16 protein-coding genes and 1 pseudogene are annotated in these 15818 nt (G+C 37.7%); 4 read left to right on the top strand and 13 right to left on the bottom strand.

The features are described 5' to 3' along the window. Nucleotides 1-10: 10 nt before the first annotated feature. The 10 genes and pseudogenes from gatA to WG932_RS12635 form a co-directional block, all read right to left on the bottom strand. Complete coding sequence (gatA, locus tag WG932_RS12680) at nucleotides 11-1444, bottom strand: Asp-tRNA(Asn)/Glu-tRNA(Gln) amidotransferase subunit GatA (RefSeq protein WP_483088199.1); 1434 nt, start codon at nucleotides 1442-1444, stop codon at nucleotides 11-13. 4 nt (nucleotides 1445-1448) lie between these two features. After that, a pseudogene (locus WG932_RS12675) lies at nucleotides 1449-1657 on the bottom strand (Sec-independent protein translocase subunit TatA/TatB). 113 nt (nucleotides 1658-1770) lie between these two features. Further along, nucleotides 1771-2394 (bottom strand): murein hydrolase activator EnvC family protein, encoded by a 624-nt coding sequence (locus tag WG932_RS12670; protein WP_483088198.1) that lies wholly within the window; start codon nucleotides 2392-2394, stop codon nucleotides 1771-1773. A 26-nt stretch (nucleotides 2395-2420) separates the two neighbouring features. Beyond that, nucleotides 2421-2870: a hypothetical protein gene (locus WG932_RS12665; protein ID WP_483088197.1), complete on the bottom strand. Its 450-nt coding sequence runs from the start codon at nucleotides 2868-2870 to the stop codon at nucleotides 2421-2423. Between the two features lie 152 nt (nucleotides 2871-3022). Further along, nucleotides 3023-3766 carry a lipoprotein insertase outer membrane protein LolB1 gene (gene lolB1, locus WG932_RS12660; protein ID WP_014018527.1) on the bottom strand — a complete coding sequence of 248 codons (744 nt, stop codon included), beginning with the start codon at nucleotides 3764-3766 and terminating at the stop codon, nucleotides 3023-3025. An 81-nt stretch (nucleotides 3767-3847) separates the two neighbouring features. After that, the gene (locus tag WG932_RS12655) at nucleotides 3848-5503 is read right to left on the bottom strand and encodes a tetratricopeptide repeat protein (protein WP_483088196.1); all 1656 of its coding nucleotides are present in this window, start codon (nucleotides 5501-5503) and stop codon (nucleotides 3848-3850) included. A gap of 212 nt (nucleotides 5504-5715) precedes the next feature. Further along, a complete protein-coding gene (gene dut, locus WG932_RS12650) occupies nucleotides 5716-6147 on the bottom strand; it encodes a dUTP diphosphatase (protein WP_014018525.1) in 432 nt (143 codons plus the stop codon). 254 nt (nucleotides 6148-6401) lie between these two features. Next, a complete protein-coding gene (locus WG932_RS12645) occupies nucleotides 6402-6704 on the bottom strand; it encodes a hypothetical protein (RefSeq protein ID WP_483088195.1) in 303 nt (100 codons plus the stop codon). Then, entirely contained in the window at nucleotides 6704-7645 is a 942-nt protein-coding gene (locus WG932_RS12640) for a lipopolysaccharide biosynthesis protein (protein WP_483088194.1), read from the bottom strand. Before WG932_RS12640 ends, WG932_RS12645 begins: the two co-directional genes overlap by 1 nt. A gap of 30 nt (nucleotides 7646-7675) precedes the next feature. Next, nucleotides 7676-8443, bottom strand: coding sequence for an enoyl-CoA hydratase/isomerase family protein (locus WG932_RS12635; RefSeq protein ID WP_483088634.1), 768 nt, complete (start codon nucleotides 8441-8443; stop codon nucleotides 7676-7678). 439 nt (nucleotides 8444-8882) lie between these two features. Between WG932_RS12635 and WG932_RS12630 the strand changes: the two genes are divergently transcribed. From WG932_RS12630 to WG932_RS12615, 4 genes are all read left to right on the top strand, one after another. After that, entirely contained in the window at nucleotides 8883-10349 is a 1467-nt protein-coding gene (locus tag WG932_RS12630; RefSeq protein ID WP_149392570.1) for an NADP-dependent isocitrate dehydrogenase, read from the top strand. A 46-nt stretch (nucleotides 10350-10395) separates the two neighbouring features. Beyond that, entirely contained in the window at nucleotides 10396-11688 is a 1293-nt protein-coding gene (locus WG932_RS12625) for a glycosyltransferase (protein ID WP_483088193.1), read from the top strand. Between the two features lie 322 nt (nucleotides 11689-12010). Then, entirely contained in the window at nucleotides 12011-12523 is a 513-nt protein-coding gene (locus tag WG932_RS12620; protein ID WP_483088192.1) for an RNA polymerase sigma factor, read from the top strand. A gap of 235 nt (nucleotides 12524-12758) precedes the next feature. Beyond that, complete coding sequence (locus WG932_RS12615; protein ID WP_483088191.1) at nucleotides 12759-13109, top strand: hypothetical protein; 351 nt, start codon at nucleotides 12759-12761, stop codon at nucleotides 13107-13109. Nucleotides 13110-13234: 125 nt separating this feature from the next. Here the strand turns inward: WG932_RS12615 and WG932_RS12610 are convergent, their stop codons facing one another. From WG932_RS12610 to WG932_RS12600, 3 genes are all read right to left on the bottom strand, one after another. Beyond that, the gene (locus tag WG932_RS12610) at nucleotides 13235-14719 is read right to left on the bottom strand and encodes an oligosaccharide flippase family protein (protein ID WP_483088190.1); all 1485 of its coding nucleotides are present in this window, start codon (nucleotides 14717-14719) and stop codon (nucleotides 13235-13237) included. Nucleotides 14720-14782: 63 nt separating this feature from the next. After that, the gene (locus tag WG932_RS12605) at nucleotides 14783-15226 is read right to left on the bottom strand and encodes a glycosyltransferase family 4 protein (protein ID WP_483088189.1); all 444 of its coding nucleotides are present in this window, start codon (nucleotides 15224-15226) and stop codon (nucleotides 14783-14785) included. A 257-nt stretch (nucleotides 15227-15483) separates the two neighbouring features. Further along, nucleotides 15484-15804, bottom strand: a complete 321-nt coding sequence (locus WG932_RS12600) for a hypothetical protein (RefSeq protein ID WP_483088188.1) — start codon at nucleotides 15802-15804, stop codon at nucleotides 15484-15486. Between the last annotated feature and the right edge of the window lie 14 nt (nucleotides 15805-15818).

Below are 15818 nucleotides of genomic sequence, written 5' to 3'. Positions count from 1 at the left end.
TCCTCATATTTTATTTATTAAATGCTGCTGCTGTCAAATAATTGGCAAAAGCATATAATTCAGCTTCTTTAAATGAATTGGTCATGATTTGAAGCCCTATAGGTAAACCTTTATCATCCTTTCCGTTTGGTATGGAAATGGAAGGGACTCCGGATACTGACGCTTGTACTGTAAACAAGTCTTCCAAATACATGGCAACAGGGTCGTTGGAATGTTCACCAAATTTAAAGGCAGTACTAGGCGTTGTCGGTAAGACAATATAGTCATATTTTGTCAATAAGTCTTCCGTATAATCCTTGATAAGTTTCCTTACTTTTTGGGCTTTTGTAAAATACGCATCATAATAACTTGCACTTAATACAAAGGTCCCAAGCATAATTCTACGTTTTACTTCTTCACCAAACCCTTCTGAACGTGTAAGTTTGTACATGCTTTCCAAGTTATGGGCATTAGGCGTTCTATAGCCATATTTAACACCATCAAACCTAGAAAGATTTGAACTTGCTTCTGCCGTTGTCAAGATGTAATAAGTAGGAAGCACATAGTCTAGCAGAGGGAAATTGACTTCTTCTACTTTATGGCCTTCTTCCTTCAGTTTTTCCAGAACGTTTAGCGTATTGGCTTTGATTTCCGGTTGTAATGCCTCTGAATGTACCGTTTCTTTTAAGTACGCGATTTTGGCCGGTTTATCGAAATGCAATAATTTGCTATACGCCGGAACAGGTTTTCTAGAAGAAGTGCTGTCATAATCATCCGGTCCTGCCATGGTTTCTAGAACCAAGGCATTGTCTTTTACATTGTTTGAAAAGACACCTATGGTATCAAAAGAAGATGCATAAGCAATAAGCCCAAACCTGGAAACCCTAGAATAAGTAGGCTTAATGCCAATGACTCCGGTAAAAGCTGCCGGTTGTCTCACAGATCCCCCTGTATCCGTACCTAGGGATACTGAACAAAGATTGGCTTGAACAGCGACTGCCGATCCACCAGAAGAACCTCCGGGAACTCTGGTTTCATCTATGGCATTGAGGACTTTACCATGAACCGAATTTTCATTGGAGGAGCCCATGCCAAATTCATCACAGTTTAGCCTGCCAATAATGATGGCGTCTTCATCTATTAAGCGCTGCACTGCAGTGCCGGTAAACTGAGATTCGAAACCTTCCAAGATTTTGCTTGAGGCATTTGATTCATGTTCATTGTAACACAAAACATCCTTAATGCCTATTACCATACCCGCAAGTTTTCCAGCTTTCCCAGCGGCTATTTTTTCGTCAATAGCTGCCGCCTGCTCTAATGCAGATTGGCTATAAACTTCAACGAAGGCGTTAAGTTGCGCCTTCGTTTCAATTTTGCTTAAGTAATATTTTACAATCGCCTTACAATCAGTTTCCTTTTTCTCCAGCGATTTCCTTATCTCATCGAATGAACGAAATTTTTCCAACTTATTATTTGTTTGCTTTTTTGTTGTCGTCTTTCAGTCCTTCTTCCAAATCATCCTGAATTTCTTTGGTAGCATCTTTAAATTCTCTGATACCTCTACCGAGTCCCCTCGCTAGTTCAGGAATTCTTTTTGCCCCAAAAGAAGGATAACTACCAGAACGATGACCACTAGTGATCCTCCTCCGATATTTTGTATAAAAGCCAATGTATTCATGATATGCTTATTTTGATTTTGAAATTGTTACAAATATATGATTGTGCTTTTCTAACGCAAAGGAAATAAAGCATGTTGTAATTATTTTTTGTAAATATACTAAAATTTAACCATTATTTACTAGAAAGCCAAATGCTTGGGTTCATTACCTGAAGCCCTTTCCATGTTTGAAAATGAAGTTCTGAATATCCATCCTCATCTGAATATACGTGTCCAATTACAGTATTGGATTGCACTTCCTCACCTGATTTTACATTAATGGTTTTTAGTCGACTATACATGGTATAAAATTCTCCATGTTTGATGATAATTGTCCCTCCCATTCCGGGAACGGTGGTGATCTTAGTAACTGTTCCCGGGAAAACAGATTTTACCGGAGCATTATTGGTGGTTTGAATGTCAATGCCATCATTGGTCTCAGTAATACCTTTTAGCGTGGGGTGAGGGTAGGTGCCATATTTTTTATAAATGAATCCGTTGTCCACAGGCCATGGAATATTTCCCTTGTTGCTAGCAAAAGAGGCTGAGAGTTTTTTAACCTTAGGAGTTGTCGGTAAGGCTTTTGCATCCGGACTTTCTGCCTTAGGTTGTTCAGCTTCCTTTTCGGCTGCTTTGGCCAACCTAATTTCTTCTGCTATTACATTTTTAATCAATTGATTGAGCTCAGCTTGCTGTTTCTTTGTCGCTGCAATTTCTTTTTTAACCTCCTCCTCTTTTTTGCTTAAAGTATTGACCATTCTTTGTTGCTCTTCCCTAAGTTGATCTAATTCTTTTTTTGCTCTTGCTCTTCGGTAAGTACTTTTAATTGATCCTTTTTCTGTATTTCTAAAGCTTCGTGCTTTTCAGCCAATTCCAAGCTGATTTTTTCCATTTGCTCTACCTGCTTTTTTCTCGCGTCACTGTATTGTTTTAAGTACTTTAGTCGCATATAAAATTGCTTAAAAGTGGCAGAAGAGAATATAAAAGTAATGAGGTTTACTCCTTGATTTAATTTATAGGAGGTATAAATCATTTGAGCATATTCTTCTTTTAGCAGTTCCAACTCCTCACTCAATCTTTTTATATGAGCGGATGTTTTATTAATTTCCGTATTGACCAAGCGCAGTTCTTTATTGATAGTAGCAATAAATTTTTCTCTTTCCTGAAGTTTTTGATTTACTGCACGTAATTGCCTTACGGAAACTTTTTTCATCTGTTGTCTTGCGTAATACATTATCAAATTCCCTTAACCTTTTTTGTATAGCAATTTTCTCTTTCTCAAGTTTAGCTCTATCGGCAGTGATTTGAGCAGTTAAGAAAGAGGTTGATCCCAACCCAAAGAGTATTATTAAAATGAGGCAAAGTACTTTGACTTTGCTCAATGGGCTAAAAATTGTATGGGAAATTAAGTGGGGCATCCGTTAATTCTACTTTGATCATTTCTACATTTAAGAAAAAGTTTGTTTTTGGCCTGTCCGGTAAGCTCAATACCATTTTGATAATGGCTTGGTAGGGAAAAGGTTGATTGGAAACTTCTCGAAAATCCATATAGGAAGCTTCTAGACTTCCGCTCCGGGTTTGGGAAGCTTCACTTTCAAGTTGAGTAACTTTACCATGACCTGCATCAATATTGGTTTCGTATTTTATGTTCTCTCTTTCTTGATTTAAGATAAATGATTTTCCTACCCTTACCAGCCGGTCTCTATAACTGAATTCATGAGGTAAATTGGCGAAAAGCAAGTTTTGGAACAAAGAAAAAGATAAAGGAACACCATATTTCTTTTGAAATTCAGCGTAGTCCATGTCAATTCTCTGGCCGTTGATACGGTCCCTGATTTTTATTTTGTCAGTACTTATGAATCCTCGAAGGGCTTCTATTCCTAAGCCAGGAGACATATTGAACCAAATGACACTGTCTTTTTTCACCCGAATGTTTAATACACCCTTGGTTATTTTTCCATCCTGCTCCTCTAGGGTTATTCTTCCTTTTGCAGTAAGGTAGTTGAAGTCCAGGTAATTGGGGTTGAATTCATCCATGGTCTTATCTGCTGTATAAGACATGGGTTTTCTTGCACAAGACCAAAGCATCACCATCCCCAAAAAGTAGGTCAATATTTTCGCTTTACTCATAGTATGTTTTGTTTTTGATTTTAAGTGCCAAAAATTCAGAGGTGTCCTCCATAGACATGGCCTTTTTCCAGTAGTCTAGCGCTATTTTTTCTCTCCAATCTTGTACATGATGTCACCATAATGTTCAAACATTACCCCACTTGGTTCGCTTTCTTTTTCCAATGCTTTTTCCATAAAAGGACGGGCTTCTTCATACCTGTCCAACTGAAACAATACCCATGCATGTGTGTCTAAATAAGTTGGGTTATCAGGATATTTTTTGACCAACTTTTGCGACATGTTCAGTGCTTTCTCTAAATTCTTTTTTTCTAAGGAGAGAAAATAGGCATAATTATTCAATATATGCTCATTATTTGCGTTTTGCGACAAAACTTCTTCATAGATTGAAAAAGCCTTTTCCTTTTCTCCCAAACTATAGAGCACATCTCCCAATTGGGAGTTTGCCATCATGGCCAACTGGGGGTTTGAAGTGTTATTTAATTCGATTGATTTTTCTAATGCAGATTTGGCCATTTCATTTTCCTTGCTGGCAGACTTCGCAGTGCCTAAATAAAACCAAAACACAGCACTTTCAGGGAAATTTTCTGTAGCCTTTGAAGCAATCTCAGCGATCTCCTCAAAAGGTTCTTGGTTTTCAAACATCAATGGAATCAATTGTTGGTATAGTTGTTCGTTTTCCGGAGTTATGTTTACAGCTTTGGAATAATAATTTATGGCTTTTTTGGCATCCTTTTGCTGTAGCCGGTAGTCTCCCAAAGCGATCAGGGTTTCGGGATTATTGAGATGGTAAGTCTCTAAAGGTTTGGAAAGGCTGTCCAGTAATTGATCTCTTGAAGTGTTTTGCATTTGTGTTAGGATATCAGAAAATGCTTTTGCTTTAACAATGCCTTCCAAATCCGGGTTGGCAAAAGCCTCTTTCAAATATTTGTTTGCCAGTTGATTTTCATTACGGTCTTTGTACAAGTTATACGCCGCCATTTTAATGTCCGGTTGATTAGGGTAGGACGATAAGGTAGATAATACCAATTCCAAGGCTTGATTCTTCTTGTTATTGTTGAACAAAATATCTACCAAAGATAGAACATACCTTGAATTTCCCGGATGGGCCTCAAGAAGCTTTTCGCCTTCCTTAATTGCCATTTCCAGGTTATTTTTCTTGAGGTAAATTCGCTGTTTTTGAGCGGTCAATTGCTCCACTACTCCATAATACTCCTCTGCTTTATTTAAAGCTTCCAATGCTTTGTCAAGGTCCTGAAGTTTTAAATACAAAGAAGCAAGATCTAGGATATATTGTCTATAATTGCCCTCCTTGGCCATTAAATTTTCTAGAACTCCGGCTGCTTCTTTGGTTTTGTTCTGACTATTATAGATTTCTGCTATTTGTAAATGGTAATATTTATTATCAGGATCCAATTCTAGTGCCCTTTGTCCATAGGATAAAGCCTTTTCATACTGTTTGGCGCGTACCATCATTTGGGAAAGTTTAAAATGAATAGCACTTTCCTCTTCTTTAAACTCTAAGGCTTTTAAAAAGTAGAAATAGGCCTTTTCATAATCGTCAAGCATGAGGTTTTTCTGTCCCTCAATAAACAACCTACTGGCCATCATTTCCTTTTCTTTTGCCTTCCGTTCTTTTCGACTAAGTTTCTTCTGAGCATAAGCCTCTCCTATGGGAACTCCCAAGAAGATAGTAAAGGTGAAAAACCAAACTAAAAAATTTAAATTTAATTTATTCATGTTTCTGCACGCTATCAGTTTGTCACCATTTTTATTGACAAAACCACTTTTATTGATTTTTATTGGAAAATTTAACGCTGTTTAGATCCAGAGTATCAGAATGATCCTCTGGATGCGCTAAACCCTTTTCTCTTAAAATATACAATTAACCCTTACTTTTGGTTCAACTTTTTGTGTAGCCAAAAGAAATGAATACTGCGCTAAAGTTACAATTATTTGCCTGTGCTCCCATAGCCTCCGGCCCCTCTTTCGGTGTCTGAGAGCTGTGCTTGTGGGTTCCATTCAATTTGTTCGTGTTTTGCAATGACCATCTGAGCAATTCTTTCTCCATCTTGAACGGTGAAAACGGTGTCAGAATTATTAACCAACAGCACTTTTATTTCTCCCCGGTAATCTGCATCAATGGTGCCAGGGCTATTGAGAACTGTAACTCCATGTTTGTACGCCAGCCCACTTCTCGGTCTTATTTGCGCTTCAAAACCTTTTGGTAACTCAATATACAAACCTGTGCCGATTAATTTTCTGTCAAGTGGTTTTAATGTAATGGGCGCTGGAATGTTTGCAGTAAGGTCCAGACCTGCAGATTGTTCTGTTTGATAAGCAGGTAATGGATGATTTGATTTATTGATTACGTTTATTTTCATGCTATTTCTTGGAGAACGATTTTAATAACGAATTTAATTCCTTTTTTTCCATCAGAAAAATTAGGCCGGCATACAACAAAATGATGGCGGAGTGAAGTATGAAATTAAAAGCCAAAGAACCTGTGTCTATAAGGAAGCCTCCATAACTTAGGAAAAATGCAATAAGCAAGTAGCCTACGTCCTTTTTTGTTTGATATGGTATTGGGTAATATTTTTGACCAATAAAGTAACAAAGCAAAGTCATTACCAAATAGCTACCAAAAGTACTTAAAGCCCCCGATAAAACCTAAAACAGGCACCAATGTAAGAATGATAATGATTGTTACGATTGCCCCAATTAAGGTGATATAAAAACTGTATTGGGTTTGATCTGTAATTTTAAACCAGATACTTAGGTTATAATATATACCTAAGAATAAATAGCCCATTAAGAGGATGGGCACCATAGGTAAAGCTGTGGCGTACCCTTCTGCTTGAAAAAACAAAGCGCCGATTAATTTTAAATTAACAGAGACGACTACCATCAGGAAGGTGCAGAAAATGATAAACCAGTGCATTACCCTTGCGAATAGCAGGGGTTGTTTTTATTCTCTGATTGTTGGAAGAAAAAGGGTTCTGCCGCATATTTGAAGGCTTGAATAATCAGGCTCATTAAAATTGCCAACTTAAAATTAGCTCCAAATACTCCTCCTGCCTCTCTTGAATTTAGCCCGGGGTAAAAATTTTCGGGCAATGAATATTCAAATAATCCCCTGGAAAACACTTCATTAGTAACCCCGGCAAGGCCCATGAATAATAAGGGTAAGGCGTATTTCCACATGGGAAGTAAAATGCTGCGCTTGAGTTGTAATTTCCATTTGCCTGCCAGTTTCCAAATAATGGGTAATATTATTAAGTTGGCCAAAAGATTGGCCAGAAGAATATAATCAACTCCCCATTCCGGATTGTACCAGTCAGCGACATAAGGATAGAAGACTTGAAGAAAATCTCCTGCTACAATATGGTAAGCTACCACAATAAAAAGTACATTAAAACCTACATTGAGAAGGATGTTAAACAGTTTAAGTAAGGCAAAGGTCAAGGACCTGCCATCCAATCTCAAACGAGCAAAAGGAAGGGCCATCAAGGCGTCTATGGTTAATATTATGGCAGCCCATTGGAATAAATGGGTTTTCCCCTCATACTCAAACAGTAGGCTTAGTTTGTCTGCAAAAAGGAATAAAATGATACCCAAAGATAAACCTACTGCGGTTACCAATGTTTGGGCATTTTGAAAAACTATTTTTGGATCCAAACCTTTTCCGGTAGCAAACCGGAAATAAGAGGTTTCCATACCAAATGTGAAGACAACATTCAAAAATGCTATCAATGCATAAAGCATGGTAAAGGATCCCAAGTCTTCTTTAGGAAGATATCCCGTGTATAAAGGGACAAGCAAAAAGTTGATTGATTTGCCGAGGATACTACTGATGCCGTAAATGGCAGATTGCCCGGCCAATTTTTTTAACAGACCCATATAAAAAGGGGACTATTCCCCTTTGAAGTTAGGTTTTCTCTTTTCAAGAAAAGCTGTTGTTCCTTCTCTATAGTCTTCAGATTTCACACAGCGTGCAAAACTGTTTGCTTCGATTTGGTAACCGTTTTCATCACTAGCATACACAGCATTGACACAATCTACTATCATACCGATGGACAATGGGGCTTTGGTCATGATCTTTTTAATAACCTCTTCAGCTTTCGCTAATGCTTCTGCTTTAGTAGCCTCCACATGGTTTAAAAGACCTAAAGATTTTGCCTCATTGACATCCAGCATGTCACCGGTCATCAGGATTTCCGTAGCCTTGGTTCTGCCTATAAGGTTGGTTAGTCTTTGGGTGCCTCCGTAACCCGGTATAATACCTAAATTAACTTCCGGTTGTCCAAACTTTGCATTGGACGTTGCAATTCTCATGTGGCAAGCTATTGCCAGCTCACAGCCTCCACCCAGCGCATAACCATTAACAACGGCAATTACAGGTTTGTGACAGGATTCTATATTATCAAAAACTTCTTGACCAAATTCAGCAAACTTCCTAGCATTGAGTTCGTTGAGTTCTGAGATTTCATTAATGTCAGCACCCGCTACAAAGGCCTTTTCACCCGCACCTGTGATGATTACAGCTCTTATAGATTTGTTATCATTCACCTCGTTGAAAATATTTTTCAACTCTTCCAAGGTATTGAAATTTAAGGCGTTGAGTTTGGACTCTCTGCTGATGGTAAGATAAAGTATTCCGTCTTTAGTCTCTGAAAGAATATTTTTTGTTCAGCCATTCCAATTCTTCAATGTTAAGGCCCAAATATACGAGGTGCCTAATCAATCACAAAAGATTCGGCTAAAAATCATAAATCTATTAAAATATGAGTATCCATAAAGTAGCTATAAAATTGTATTTTGAATAGTTTAAAAATCGTTTGATGTTTAAGAAGTCTTTTAAATAATTTGATCTGCATTTATCTATTGGACTTGAGGTTATCTGAGTTCATTCCTGCGCAATCCTTAATCTTTTGTGTGGTTTTGTATGGATGGGCCTTTCTTTTGAATATTGGGTTTCCGGTAAGAAAAGACTCTAGAAGTTAAGATTGAGTTTAAATTTAAAATTGTCTATTATTTCTTCCGTAAAATCGATTGTATGTCATTATTTTCTATTTTTGCACTGAAGCTAAATACATACTAAAACTCAATCACTTACCACATGACTGAAAAAAGGAAAATTACAGTAGCATATGGAGATGGTATCGGTCCGGAGATAATGAATGCAACCTTGTCCATCTTGGAAGCAGCAGGAGCAGCCATTGAACCTGATGTTATCGAGATAGGTGAACAAGTATATTTGAAAGGGATTAGTTCCGGGATTGCCTCAAGTGCTTGGGATTCATTGAGAGAGACCAAGGTTTTCTTGAAATCTCCGATAACCACCCCTCAAGGTGGAGGGTTCAAAAGTTTGAATGTTACGACCAGAAAAACTTTAGGACTTTATGCAAATGTGCGACCTTGTAAAGCTTATTCCCCTTTCATTCATACCCATTTCCCTAAAACCGATCTGGTAATCATAAGGGAAAATGAAGAAGACCTTTACGCCGGAATTGAGCACAGACAAACGGATGAGGTCTACCAGTGTTTGAAATTAATTTCCAGACCGGGGAGTGAAAAAATTATCAGGTATGCTTTCGAGTATGCCCGCATGAACAAGCGAAAGAAGGTTACTTGTATGACCAAAGACAATATCATGAAAATGACTGATGGTGTTTTTCATGAAGTGTTTAATGAGGTGGCTAAAGAATATCCTGATATAGAAACAGACCATAAAATTATAGATATTGCTACTGCATTGATTGCAGATAGCCCGGAGATTTTTGACGTCATAGTAACTTTAAACCTTTATGGAGATATTATCTCTGATGTGGCAGCCCAAGTAACAGGTTCTGTGGGCCTGGGAGGATCTGCTAATGTAGGAGAAGATGTAGCTATGTTTGAAGCCATTCACGGTTCAGCACCGGATATAGCCGGAATGGACATAGCCAACCCTTCAGGTTTATTGAATGGTGCAATCATGATGCTTGTTCATATTGGTCAGCCTGAAGTGGCACAAAAAATAAGTAACGCATGGATGGCAACCCTTGAAGATGGAATTCATACCGGGGATATTTATCAGGAAGATATCAGTACCAAAAGGGTAGGCACAAAGGAGTTTGCTGAAGCAGTAATTGCCAGACTAGGCAAAGAACCTCAGCGTATGAAGAAGGCAGTATTTGCCAAAGCAGAAAGAAGTCAAGCTGAAATCAAACAAGCTTTGGCAATCAAGCCACGAACTCCGGCAGTAAAAGAATTAATCGGACTGGATGTGTTCATTGATTGGAAGGAAGGATCCAGGGATCCAAATGTTATGGGCGATAAACTCAGATCCGTCAATGCCGATGGCTTAAAAATGCAACTTGTTACCAATAGGGGAGTAAGGGTTTATCCTGATGGAATGGAGGAAACCTTTTGCTCGGACCATTGGAGAGTAAGGTTTTTTGATGCTGATGACCAAGCCATTTCTCACGAGCAGATTATAGAAGTGCTCAAGCAAATCGGTGATTTGGGTTTTGACTTTGTGAAAATCGAAAACCTTTACACCTTTAATGGAGAAAGAGGTTTTTCATTGGCTCAAGGTGAATAAAAATTTCATTCAAGCAGGATCATGTCCTGCTTGATTTTTTTAATGTATGAAAAGGGTTCTTATCATTACCTATTATTGGCCACCAAGTGCCGGTTCCGGTGTGCAACGCTGGCTTAAATTTTCAAAATACCTACCGGAATTTGGTTGGCAACCTGTGATTTTTACGCCTGAAAATCCTGATTTTTCATTGCAAGACGAGTCCCTCAAACAAGAAGTGGACAAGCATACAGAAGTATTGAAGTTTCCTATCTGGGAACCATATCACCTCTTTAGGACGCTTAAAAAGCAAGGCCCGAAAGACACCGCCAGCATTCTTGAATACAAGGATCCGGGATTACTCGATCAGCTTGCGGTTTGGCTTAGAGGCAATCTTTTGATTCCTGATCCTAGGCTTTTCTGGATCAAGCCTTCAGTTAAGTTTTTGGAAGGGATTTGGGAACAAAATGATTTCAAGGCCATCATTACAACCGGTCCTCCTCATAGCATGCACCTGCTAGGTCGAAACTTGAAAAGAAAAACGGGTATTCCTTGGCTAGCCGATTTTCGGGATCCATGGTCTACCTGGGAGTTTTTGGATACCCTCAAATTAAGTGGCTTTGCCAGAAAGAAGCATCAAAAACTAGAGCGCAGTGTATTTGAAGAAGCAGATCGATTGGTTACCATTTCCCCAACTTTCCAGAAGGAAATGATAGCAATAGGAGCCAAGGACATCCAAGTTTTATTAAATGGTTTTGATCCTTCAGATATTCCTGAATTTTTAGCAACCTCTCCTGGAAGTTCTTCTGTATTAGAAATAGTTTATTCAGGAGTGATAGATGCGATAAGGAACCCACTCCCATTTTTAAAAGTACTAAAATCTGTTTTTGGAAATACATCCGGAAAGGTAAGGCTTACTTTTGTAGGTAGGGTAAATGAAAGTGTCAAGCAATTGCTTTCCGAAGACAATTGGTTTCGAGCACATGTGGTTTTAGCAGGTTATGTTAGCCATAAAGAAGTATTTTCCTTTTATCAGAAGGCAAATTTACTTCTTTTAATTCTCACGAACACCAAAAATGCAAAAGGTAATATTCCGGGTAAGTTGTTTGAATACATGGCCACCGGCAGGCAAATATTGGCCTTAGGAGATCCAAAAGGAGACAGCGCTTCTATTATTAAAACCTCAGAGGCTGGCAAAGTTTTTTCTCACACAGATGAAACAGGCATGGCTCAATTTATTAAAAACTTTCAAACAAATAAGTTGCCAAATAAGTTGGAGGCTGACATTCTACAATACAGCAGGAAAAAATCACAGCGCAATTGGCACTATTGCTTGATGAAATTAGCCAAGCTTAAATTGTAGATTAGACATTCCCAAGATAAATTATGCCACTTTTTTAGCCCCACCTTGGATTTGGCTTTGTCATAGCAAATAGAAGTGGCTGGGTGAAGCTGAAATCACCAAATCGCCGATGAAATATTAGGGTTTACTGAGTTTTTTCAAGAAGTCTTGTAAACGAAAGAAAACAGCAAAAATATGCCTGGTTTTGAAGTTGTTTCAACACCTAATAGAAAGGCTGTTGCCTGTTTTCGGTCAAATATTATCTCATTCGCAAAATTTATAGTTCGAAAAGTGTCATAATTTAAATTTTTTCTAACTAACATAGTTGAAATAAGGTTTAAAAATGAATAAAGAGCTAGAAACACTATTCCTTGAAGGCTTGGAAATAAACCAGCAGCGATTGTTTAGAATTTGTAGGGTTTACTCAACAAGTAGCGAAGACGCCAAAGATCTTTTCCAAGAAATTTTAATTCATGTATGGGGGTCTATGGATGCTTTTAAAGGTAAATCATCCTTCAGTACTTGGTTGTTCAGAATAGCTCTCAATGTTTGCCTTCAATTCAAATCTAAACACATAAAAAGCCAAAGTCGGTTAATTAAGTTGGATAGCATTTCAGTCGAAAATTTCGGATCTGATGAACTGACAGAGGCTAAGGAATCGGATGAAAAATTAATACTCCTTAGGACCTGTATAAAAAGCTTGAATGAAAGTGATAAGGCTCTCATTACACTTTATTTGGAAGAGCTGGCCTATAAGGAGATTTCGGAAATATTGGGGTTGACAGAAAATAATGTAGCCGTAAAGATTCGTAGGGTTAAGTTGAAATTGTTTAACTGTTTGAATGAAGTGATATGATAGAAGATGAATTGATTAAGCTTTGGCAATCGTCTAGCCGTCAAGAGCGAGTTAAATTTGAGAAATCCAAATTGATGATGGACTTGCATTCGAGTTTGGATCGTTTGCACCGTTGGTGGAAATACATGGAACGGGTAAATATTATTTCTGCGTTGCTAACCATACCTCCATTTATTTTTGCTATTTTTTGGGCCCCTTTTATCTCCATGAAGATTGCCTCGGCTCTAGTTATTGTTTGGGCAACATATGTGGGCTTAAGAATATTACCTATAAAAAAGTTAAACCCGGTAATCTGGAAAGCAATTACCTAGACTATCTGGAGAAAACCAAAGCCTATCTAATCGCTCAAAAGAAGTTGCTTGAAACCTCGCTGAATTGGGCCACTTTAACGATTTACCCCATTTACCTTTTATTCTGGGTAGGCGTTTGGGAGAAGCCTTTGGCCCGTAATTTGGCGGTAATTTCATTTTTAGCTCTGATAGGGGTGGGAGTTTATACTTTCTATTCAAATAAGGAAAGGGTGAAAAATGAAATTCTACCTAACATCCTAAAGATAGACGAATTGATCAGTACCTTGAAGGAATAGTTTTTCCATTGGCATAATTAGGTAATAAGCGAGCCATGAGCCCAAATAACCTTAGAAATAAAGTTATCTTATAAAGTGAAATGCCAAGGTGAAATTTCAGCTGGTATGTGTCGGTTTGTTTTCGATTACCTTAATTGGCTAAATACATCTTTAATTTTTCGGAAAACCATCGCTTCAGTTTCTTGGGCAGCCTTAAAAAGGTGAATCAACAAAAGGTAAAAAGCAGTTACGATGCCACTTCTGATTAGTATATCAAGCACCACATAGGCAGATTCGGGAATTAAATAGTAGGACAAAGCCCAGCTCAGTACACCGGCCAAGAGAATTAAAAACACCCCAGTTGTAAAAGGATTGAATCCCAACCTTATCTTTATGTAAATGTACTTTACAAGATTGTAACAAAACATGGCTATAAGTGAAGCTAGTGCAGCTCCTTCAATGCCATACAGAGGAATAAGCATTAAGTTAAAAATTATAACTGCTGCACACATTAACAGCGTAGCTGTAATATTAAAAGTATAGAACCTTGAGAAAACGATTATTTCACCATTGACGGAGAAGATAACATCGGTAATTTTGCCCAATCCGATTAGAAGGACCACCCATTTTCCTTGTTCATAGATGGATCTGTTAGGAACAAAGTGGTAAAGGTTTTCGATATTGACCCATATCAAAAGGAACACCAACAAACATATTAAAAGTTGGTTTACTGCTATTTTTTTATAGAGGGCATTTATTTCTGTCAATTGATTTTTTGCAAACATTTCTGAGATAACCGGCATGGCTACCTGGGAGATTGCCCGTCTGGGCATTTCTATAACCACAGCTATGGAAAAGCCAATTGTGTAGATCGCATTGGCGTCTAACCCTATGATTGAACTGACCATAATGCTGTCAATTTTCATAATTAGCAGGGCCCCAGCAGTACCCAATAAGGTGATTAATCCATAATGAAGAAACTCCTTTTTAAAGGATTTATTAATACCCTTCCAATCCCATTCGACTTTTATTATTCCCTCTATTTTCATATAGGAAATCATACAAATCATGGCCAACATATAAACGATACCCATGCCCCATATCATGTTGGTGAAGGTATATATGGAGAAGTAATAACCAATAACCAATAAAGCCATGAAAAACCTTAAGAATACATCCCGAATTAAAGATGGGATTGCGATTTTTAAAAATGACCTGCTAAAAGCTTCGAGTAGAGAATTCATTAAAGAGAAAAAGGTGATCAGCAGAGCCACAATTAAGAAGTGGTTTACTTCAGGAGCCTTTTCTGCAAATGCGTTTATGATTGGAGTTTTGAAAACAAAAAACAGGGAAGCTACGATAAAAAAGCCTAAGGTAGCCATCACTAAACTAAAGGTAAAAAAGGCAAACTCATTTCCTTTTATTCTAGGGAAAAAGCGTGTAATACCGTGACCTATACCTAGTTGGGCAAAAGGAACTAGAAGGAGAGCTATGTCTTGCACGGTTTTAAATAGGCCAATTTGTCCAGGGCTGAGTACATATGGAAACAACCATAGTAGGTTGACATACCCCACAATTACTCCCAAATAGGAGAAAATAGTGGTGAGTACACTTTGTTTCACCCCTGCCATGTAAAGTCGACTTTATTCAATTCAAAATTATCCAAAGTTGGAGATGTTTTTCAGGTGTTAAAATTAGGTTAAAACCGCAATTAACTTTTTCTTTCTTAGGTTGTAATTAAATTTGTTTTTAACTCTTTGGGTACTAGCCTTTCGAAGCGATTCTAAATCTTTTTCTTTCAATGTGGAAATCAGGTTATGGAGTAGCGCCAAATCCTTATGAGCTAAAATAAAGCCTGTGTCACCAATTATTTTAGAAATTTCACCAACATTACTGCCAATTGGAATACAGCCACAAAGCATGGATTCTGCCAAGGCATTTGGAAAACCTTCAGAATAAGAAAGCTGTAAATAAAATTGACTTTGTCTATATACCTCCCTAATCGCTTTCTGATTTAAAGGAGGCAATAAAGTTACATTGGGCAGGGTTGTTTTAAATTCGCTGTCTCCGATAATTGTGAAAGTATAAGAAGGAAAGGCTTTAGCCATTTCCAGTACCAAATCTATTCCTTTAACCATGGCACGGTTCTTTTTGGATATTCCGGTCGCGACAGTAACAAAAGAGAAAGGAAATTTTTTCCTTTGATCATCAGTCCAAAATTCAACGTCAAACCCGTTATATATTACTTGTATTTTTGTTTGAAGGTCGGGTATTAAATGTAGTAATCCTTGATTTTTTGGTGAGTCCTTATCATAGGTGTAAGTGGATTTTACTAGAGAATAGGATACCGGAAGAATTAGTGAACAATTTTTAAAACTATAAATTGTAGCTTTTTTTAGCCATTTTTTCGGTAGTTGCCATAATCAATTTTTGGGAGGTTCATGGCATCTGTGCCCCCACATTCTATAATCACTTCTTTTTTAAAAATTTTCCCGAAGAAAACCGGAATAACCGTATGATACCCGGCAAAAAAACAAAGGTATTTGCTTGTAAGAGGTAAAAGGATCAATAATTGAATAAATTGAAAAATAAAATATACCGGCAGCAAATAAGGGTTGGCCGTAAAATTAAGGTGAATGATTTTAAAAGTAGGACGAAGCATCTCAATATCCCTTTGGATAAAAGCTGTAGGAATAGGAGAGATATAAAGGATCATATAAGGGTCAATTA

It is taken from the genome of Cyclobacterium sp. SOCE241 (assembly GCF_056867545.1).
Note: the sequence above shows the minus strand (reverse complement) of the source record. Positions and strands in the feature narration are given on the sequence as shown.